Here is a 6,794-nt window from a genome sequence, read left to right as displayed (position 1 = left end):
GCCTATTTAAGTGATGTGCTGAAAAGGCTGCCGACACATAAAGTGACCCAGATTGAAGAATTGCTGCCGCACTGCTGGAAACCTAAATCGAATTAAAAAATAGGCATGGGGTTCAGCGGACGCTTACTTACATTCGGGGTTTTTTCAATTGCTAATAAGGCAAACAAGATGCGTTTACGGATATGGACGTACCGTACAATTTCCGACTTATAGTTTAGGTGATAGCCATCATCATTAGGGTTTGATTGTTTAGTTAAAGTAAACTTAACCCCCTGAATCTTTGTATAAATTAGAAATGCCGCAAATCGGATATCTTCTTGTCTAAGCTGATTTTTAATAGAAACTTTGGAAATGAAATGAATGAGCAGTTGATGAAGAAGAAGAAAACCCAGACCGAGCACAAGTACCGCAGCAACATTATTCTGTATGTCCGCAAAATCAATATATTTTGTCATATAAACGATTAGGGGAATGCCTATTAGCACTAATAACCCTAGCGTACTAAAATATATAAAGCGCTTTTGCTGCTCGTTATTTAAAATCATTTATTAGCCCATGTCTTGAATTCTTATTTTATAAAAATTTTTGTATATTTTCTAATTGTTATATGTATATTTTAGAAACATTGGTATGTCGATATAGTGGTTCTTGATATATAGCTTATGTCTATTGTGTTTGAAAATTAAGTTTATCTAACAGATACTAATGAAATTAAAAAGCAAAAATAATTATTGCGTAGTAGCGGTATATGCTTTATATTTTATTTCAAGAATGCTCTGTTATTTATTTGCTCTTTCTAGCCAATGCACCCTATACATTGGCTTTTTTTTGTCTTTAAAATAATTTGTTTCTTTAATGTTTATTTATTTTGTCGGATTCATATTGTATGAACTTTTAGTATTGTTATAATTATTTTGTTTCAGCGTTGGCAGTCTGTGGTTTGGAAGGCTCCATAGACGAGAAAGGCGGGTTTATACCCGCCTTTTTTTTGGACTTATTTAAAGCATTTGAAGCTGCGTGGTCTTAACAGGCATCGGGTCACGTTCAACACCAAACGTAGCAAGTGGAACAGGTTTGCCTTCACCCAAAACGTGATAGTGAATCCGGTTGTGATAGGCAATATAGCGGCGGTTATTGACAGTTTTATGCAATATTAAAACAGTAGGAATGTAATGCGGCTCGGTGGAACCAGTTGGCTGCTTGTTTTCATCCAGTATTGGCTTACTGTATTGTTTCAGGGGGTCGAAGTTATTTTTTGGAGCCAAATGTGTAATTGATTCAGGTCCAAAGCGATATATCTTAAATCCGAAAACTTTAACCCTATAATGGCCGTTGGCCAGTTGATCCCTTAATTCGTTCAGGCGGCCGATGTATGCCGGTTCATCTGATGCAAACAAACTGTAATCAAGGTCAAACCCGCAAAAAACGTGTAGAACGACACGGGCAATATCTTTGGTTAATGTAATTTGATTTATTGGTCCTGTTTCTCGCTCAAGATAATGATTAACAGAATCAACTGGTTCTTGAGGTGCAAGGAAAGTTGCATTTTGACCATTGGCATCTATAGCAGTAACTTCTGCATATTTCTGAAAAATATTGAAGTAGGCAATTACACCATTCGCATCAATGATCTGCGCTGTAAACATACCCTCACGAATCATCCCTTTATTAAAATTGTTGAGAGCATATTCAATCATTTTGAGATTGTTTTCAGGATCATCAAGATTAAAGTAGCGCATGAATTCAATGACTCTTGCATGAGCACGTTGTTTATCTATGTGATCACCGACCTGTTTGGCAGGGCTGTACTTGATATTGATATGCCCTATAACCATTTCCACATCTTCTTGCTGTGTCATTGAGTATGACCAGTGAGCGCGATAGGTTGGCATAAAAGCGTTTTCGTCCTGTAAGCGCACGGCACGTTCAAAGTACAAGTATTGAGAATGTCGCTTGGTTTTCTTTTTATCGAGAGTTTCACGCGCATTGTGGCCAGTGTAAAGCGCTGTGATCTTGTTACGGGCTTCAACCAAGTTGGATGCGCGTTTAGTTAGTAGCAAATCATTCGCGCCTTCATCGATGTTATTTAAGCGTACGCGCACAACTTCACGCTGCATCATGTCCAAGCCATAAGCATAAGTAATATTATTTTCAGTTTTGATTTCATGCACTTTCATATACAACGATAGGAAAGGTGCTAAATTGCCAGTACCGGTGGCCTTAGTATCGGTTTTTGCAATTTGTGATAAGTCTTGCAGAAAGCTATTCATCATTTCACCTAACCCCAATTAACTAAACTTAAAAGTTTGTTTTGGATAATGCTTCATTTCATCAATTTTTGCATCTGAATAGATACCTTTAAGCTGTTCCTTTCCTATATAGAAGTCTACATACAGGTAATTTGTCACGATATTGCGTTTAGATCGGGTGCAAATATAAAGAATTGGAATGTTGCTAACTAAAATGTCACCGGCTTGATAATCTTTCGTTTTTTTGTCTGCATAATGTAGGCCGGTATCAATTAGACCATTTTCATCATAAGTAGCAAATTTTAAATGACTGACATCATAACGAACTACATTCCCACGACCTTGTGTAGAGGTTTCTTCTGATATGCCTTCATCATTGCCGGATACATTGAAAGGAAAACAATTATTAGCTTTTAGAAGCGCGTGGAACTCGTTGTGATTTTTTGGAGTTTGATAAAAGGAATTAACAGATTTGGATTCTGTTTTATCGGCTGTTGTAGCGGTATTTTCTTGATTTCCACTATCTGCATTATGGGTTTCGATAGGTTGGCAGCCATACACAATGACAGCCGCAGCGAGAACACTGATTTTTGGGATGGTTGAAAGTGCCATAAAGTCACCTTAAAAATCTATTTGTTGATAATATTTATTATAAAATAATAAACACTATTTAAATAATATTATTATGTTATTAATGGTTAATTAACCAAAAAATTAACAAACTTTGGTGTATTGGATTGTTTTATATCTAAGAGTTAAATCCAATACGGAAAGGTTTGCATTCACAGTAAGTTGGAGTGGGCTATTGATTTGATGTGGTATATCAAAAATTTATTAAAAACCCCGCATCATTTAACAGGGTTTTCAGTTTGTTGGTGGGGGTTAGGGATGGTTTTAAAGATTGCCAGTGCATCATGAATATCAGCCATTTTTGCTTTATAAATGTATATAGAAGCAATACATAGGATTGCACATAAAAACATAAATAGGCTGCCATTAAGACCGAGATTGATGACATCTAAGGTGTGTTCAACTTCATAAGGGATACGGTTAACTTTTTGGCCTTCAAATGTGGCATTAATAAAAACCGATAGCAGAAAAGAGGAACCGGCAATAGTCATACCGGCGGCAATGTAAGAGAATCTAAATTCACTTTTAAACATGCTATATGCGCCCATAAGGATTAATGGTATTGAAAGCAACATGCCAAATACATGCAATCCATTAACCAGTGCATTTACACTCTGCATAAGTGATTCATTAACTGTAAAAATTTGTGATGGAAAGTTGGAGTCACCAACAATTTTTTCAACCGGTACTTCCTTATATTTGGTGGAAGTCCATTTGAAATGGAAGGTAGCTGCCAAATAATTAAGGACTGAAAGGACAAATAATGAGATACCGCACTTGGTAAGTCGAGCTGTTAGCTTGGCTTCGCGTTTGGCATGGGTGTCAAAATAATTGTGGAGAGCATCGTATTCATTGACCTCATTATTGCTAGAATCATTTAGGAGTACCGCATCATTTAGATGATGCAAGGTAACAGTTCTGAACTTATCAATATGCTCAATCTGTTGATGGCAGACAGCAATCTTCTGTTCTATTGTCGCAATTTTTAAATTATTGACCGAGATAATGCCTAAGTAATCTTGTTTAAGCTGAGAATCATCTAGTTGAATCGTGTATTGGTTTAGTTGGCCAACACAGTTCTTCAAATCCAAAATAAGGTGGGACGCTTTAGAGATAGCCGACTCAATTTGTAATGCAAAATTTGTTAACTGTTCGTAAATTTGATCCCGCTGCGCCTTGAATAGGTAGGTGTAGACACGCATGATAATTGGCTTCATTTTTTGAAGCTTTTCGATTTCAGCAGACTTTAGAGCAATATATTCATTACTTAATTTAAGAGGTTTGTCTAAATACTCTAAAGAAGGGCTTAGTAATGTCAGTTGGTGAATTATCTCTTGCGCTTTGCGTTTTTCAGCCAATTGTGGATACGGTGTATCGCTATTCTCAAATTTAGCGTTCATGTGTTTTACCTGTTGATAGATTTGAGTAGTTGTACTCTCTTATAGTTAACAATGATTATAATGGAATCAATTATTATGTGTAAATAAATTAATTAATGTATTGTTTCATTTTTGAAAATATTAAGACAAAATATTTTTCTTATTCTTTAGTTATATGTCTAATATTATTGAAAAAAAAGACACAGAGAGGTGCATAAATTTTGATAAGCAACATCATTTCTGCTCATTGATTATCCATTGCGTCTTGAATTGGTGAATCAATGAATATTATCTGCTATATTTTGGTGAGTACGTTTTTTTTGTATAAATTGGAGCAATCATTAATGAAACATTTATTTTTTGGGAGTATTTTCTAGTAGAAATTATGAACACTCATATTTTTTCAGAAAAATTATATTTAAAATAATATTAATGTTTATTATTGATTAATAAATAATAGCTAAACACAAAGCATTTAAAATATAAATTAAAATGCCATGACTTATTAATTTAAAATAAATAGCAATATATTGTAGATATGAGGAATTTAGGTTGCTTGTCACGCATCCTGTGTAAAGTTGTGTAACATGGATTTCGGTGCAAAGTGCCAACTATGTATAATTTAAGGGTGTTTTAAGAAATTTGTCAGTGTATTTTTTATGTAAAAATAGACGAATAATTGAGCAATGACTTGACAATGATGGTTATAGTCATTTAATAATTAAACTTGCTTTTTTGGTTTAATTTCCTAAAATATAAATATGTGTTCTTATGTATGAAATGCTTTATTTAACCCTTTTTTTGATTGAATGATATTTATAAAAAAATTATCTGAACAGGGTGAGTTTATTATTGTTTTATTAAGAGGTAGGTGTGGATATAAAATCTAAGATAGAGCAAATCCTTGTTCGTTTTGATGATTGTGAGCTGCAATCCAATGAACAATTGAGCGCAAGCTTATATTATGCTTATTGCTCTTTGCCTATTTATGATTCTTCCGAAGTTGATCTTCGAGTAAGAACAGCTACATCTATTAACTTTAAAAAAATTAGACGAGATTCTTGGGAGATAGACTTAGCAGATAATATTGCTAAAATCTTTCGCTGCATCGTTTCTATCAAAGAGATTGTAGGCAATACATCAGGCTCAAAACCAAGAAAGATATACACGTTTGAATTCGTAGGCGTAGAAGATGATCCGGAGATCGCAAGCAATATTTTCAACCGTTTATATGGTGCAATGATTTATAAGTGCAGAAGTACATTTAAAAGATCGTTAGATAAAGTCTTTTCAAAAAAACCTAAAGCCTATGCAGCCGCCAGTTGCGGTCGATCTAATAAAGAATCGACCAACAGAGCAGATAATGAAATTAAAAACCTTGTTGAAGATATTTCAGACTTTTCATCCAGTCTTAATGCGAATGAATTTAGTGATCTAATTACTAGGCATTTTATGAGAGAACATCACCAAGGGCTTCCTTCGTAAAAGCCTGTTATTTCTTTAGCCTAAAATTTCATTAAATTGGGTGGATAGTAATGTTTCCTCATGACTATCTATACCTCACCTCTACGTTAAGAGAGAAAAAAACAGCACCGGCAGTCAGGCTAGTCATAGAACGCTCACCGACTGGAACACCTCTAAGTTAATAGCGAATACCGCTAAAAGACCCCATGGGCTTTGCTTTTGTGAAATACCTATGCGCAAGTGGAAAAGCTTAAATGTAAACTTATGCCTATAATTACAAATATTTTGCCCGTTATCATGATTGAAAATTGCTCAGTCTGGTTATATTTTTCTTGTGTTCATCTATACACATGAGTTTGTAATTCTCTTTGAAACCAATCTCTTTTCTATAAAAATGACTTAAAAAACACTAAATTCTATATATATTTATTAATGTAAAATAAATATACCAATAAATAAATGTATTTATATCATAATAAACTATTCATAAATGAATTTGAATTAGACTATAATTAAATAAATATTGTGGATTCGGATGTCCGTATGTCTATTTTTTATCCTCTGCGTGTAGAGGTGGATATGGCTACCTCTGTAATACCTTCAAAAACCCATCCAATACATCTTGATGGAGTTCTGTACTGGTCTATCTTCGATCTTCTTAAAGATCATGAACGGACGATCAAAGAGCTAGACAAAATTCTTTCAAAGTCTCATGGGGTATATCACGCTTCGCAGGCGCTCCTTGATTCTGATTCTAAATTAACGATTTTCTTTGCTCATGGGGATATGGGAAAAATTCAGTTCTATTTAAACCGCCTTAAAAATACTAATACTGGCTTGAATACTAGAATTGGCGAAATAAGAAAAATAGAGATTATCAGAATGGTAGAAGATTGCAGTTGGTTCCTAGATGACAAGTTAAATCGGATTCTACCGACCTCAATTTTCTATGATTCGCGAAAAGAACCAGTGCGTTCATGCCGTTACCTTCCAAACTATAAAAACAGCACCGCTACAGAGTGTTACATCCCAATCAAGAATACCTTGATTGCATAAGGGGGAGTGAATGAAA

The 6,794-nt window shown here is 34.5% G+C and carries 7 protein-coding genes; 3 read left to right on the top strand and 4 right to left on the bottom strand.

The window, feature by feature from the left end:
* Positions 1-96 (top strand): transposase domain-containing protein (locus HYG89_RS05395; protein ID WP_004785112.1); only part of this gene is annotated, 96 nt, incomplete at its 5' end.
* On the opposite strand, the gene HYG89_RS05390 is transcribed toward HYG89_RS05395, so the two are convergent.
* The 4 genes from HYG89_RS05390 to HYG89_RS05375 all read right to left on the bottom strand — a co-directional run bounded on the left by HYG89_RS05390 (position 93) and on the right by HYG89_RS05375 (position 4,279).
* Positions 93-545, bottom strand: coding sequence for a hypothetical protein (locus HYG89_RS05390; RefSeq protein ID WP_178866515.1), 453 nt, complete (start codon positions 543-545; stop codon positions 93-95). The two genes, HYG89_RS05395 and HYG89_RS05390, sit on opposite strands and share 4 nt — an antisense overlap.
* 453 nt (positions 546-998) lie before the next feature.
* The gene (locus tag HYG89_RS05385) at positions 999-2,273 is read right to left on the bottom strand and encodes a hypothetical protein (protein WP_178866513.1); all 1,275 of its coding nucleotides are present in this window, start codon (positions 2,271-2,273) and stop codon (positions 999-1,001) included.
* A gap of 15 nt (positions 2,274-2,288) precedes the next feature.
* Entirely contained in the window at positions 2,289-2,861 is a 573-nt protein-coding gene (locus tag HYG89_RS05380; RefSeq protein WP_178866511.1) for a hypothetical protein, read from the bottom strand.
* A 236-nt stretch (positions 2,862-3,097) separates the two neighbouring features.
* On the bottom strand, positions 3,098-4,279 hold the full coding sequence (locus HYG89_RS05375; RefSeq protein ID WP_178866509.1) for a hypothetical protein: 1,182 nt from the start codon (positions 4,277-4,279) through the stop codon (positions 3,098-3,100).
* 852 nt (positions 4,280-5,131) lie between these two features.
* Here HYG89_RS05375 and HYG89_RS05370 point away from each other — a divergent pair.
* Positions 5,132-5,743, top strand: a complete 612-nt coding sequence (locus HYG89_RS05370) for a hypothetical protein (protein ID WP_178866507.1) — start codon at positions 5,132-5,134, stop codon at positions 5,741-5,743.
* Between the two features lie 522 nt (positions 5,744-6,265).
* Positions 6,266-6,778 (top strand): hypothetical protein, encoded by a 513-nt coding sequence (locus HYG89_RS05365; protein WP_256733934.1) that lies wholly within the window; start codon positions 6,266-6,268, stop codon positions 6,776-6,778.
* The last annotated feature ends 16 nt before the right edge of the window (positions 6,779-6,794 follow it).

Origin of the sequence: Acinetobacter sp. SwsAc5 (assembly GCF_013391485.1) — a bacterium.
Classification (GTDB): domain Bacteria; phylum Pseudomonadota; class Gammaproteobacteria; order Pseudomonadales; family Moraxellaceae; genus Acinetobacter; species Acinetobacter towneri.
Note: the sequence above shows the minus strand (reverse complement) of the source record. Positions and strands in the feature narration are given on the sequence as shown.

Bases quoted from the DNA above. Each gene is read 5' to 3' on its own strand.
- HYG89_RS05390 (WP_178866515.1), bottom strand. From the start codon at position 545: ATGATTTTAAATAACGAGCAGCAAAAGCGCTTTATATATTTTAGTACG.
- HYG89_RS05365 (WP_256733934.1), top strand. From the start codon at position 6,266: ATGTCTATTTTTTATCCTCTGCGTGTAGAGGTGGATATGGCTACCTCT.
- HYG89_RS05375 (WP_178866509.1), bottom strand. From the start codon at position 4,279: ATGAACGCTAAATTTGAGAATAGCGATACACCGTATCCACAATTGGCT.
- HYG89_RS05385 (WP_178866513.1), bottom strand. From the start codon at position 2,273: ATGATGAATAGCTTTCTGCAAGACTTATCACAAATTGCAAAAACCGAT.
- HYG89_RS05380 (WP_178866511.1), bottom strand. From the start codon at position 2,861: ATGGCACTTTCAACCATCCCAAAAATCAGTGTTCTCGCTGCGGCTGTC.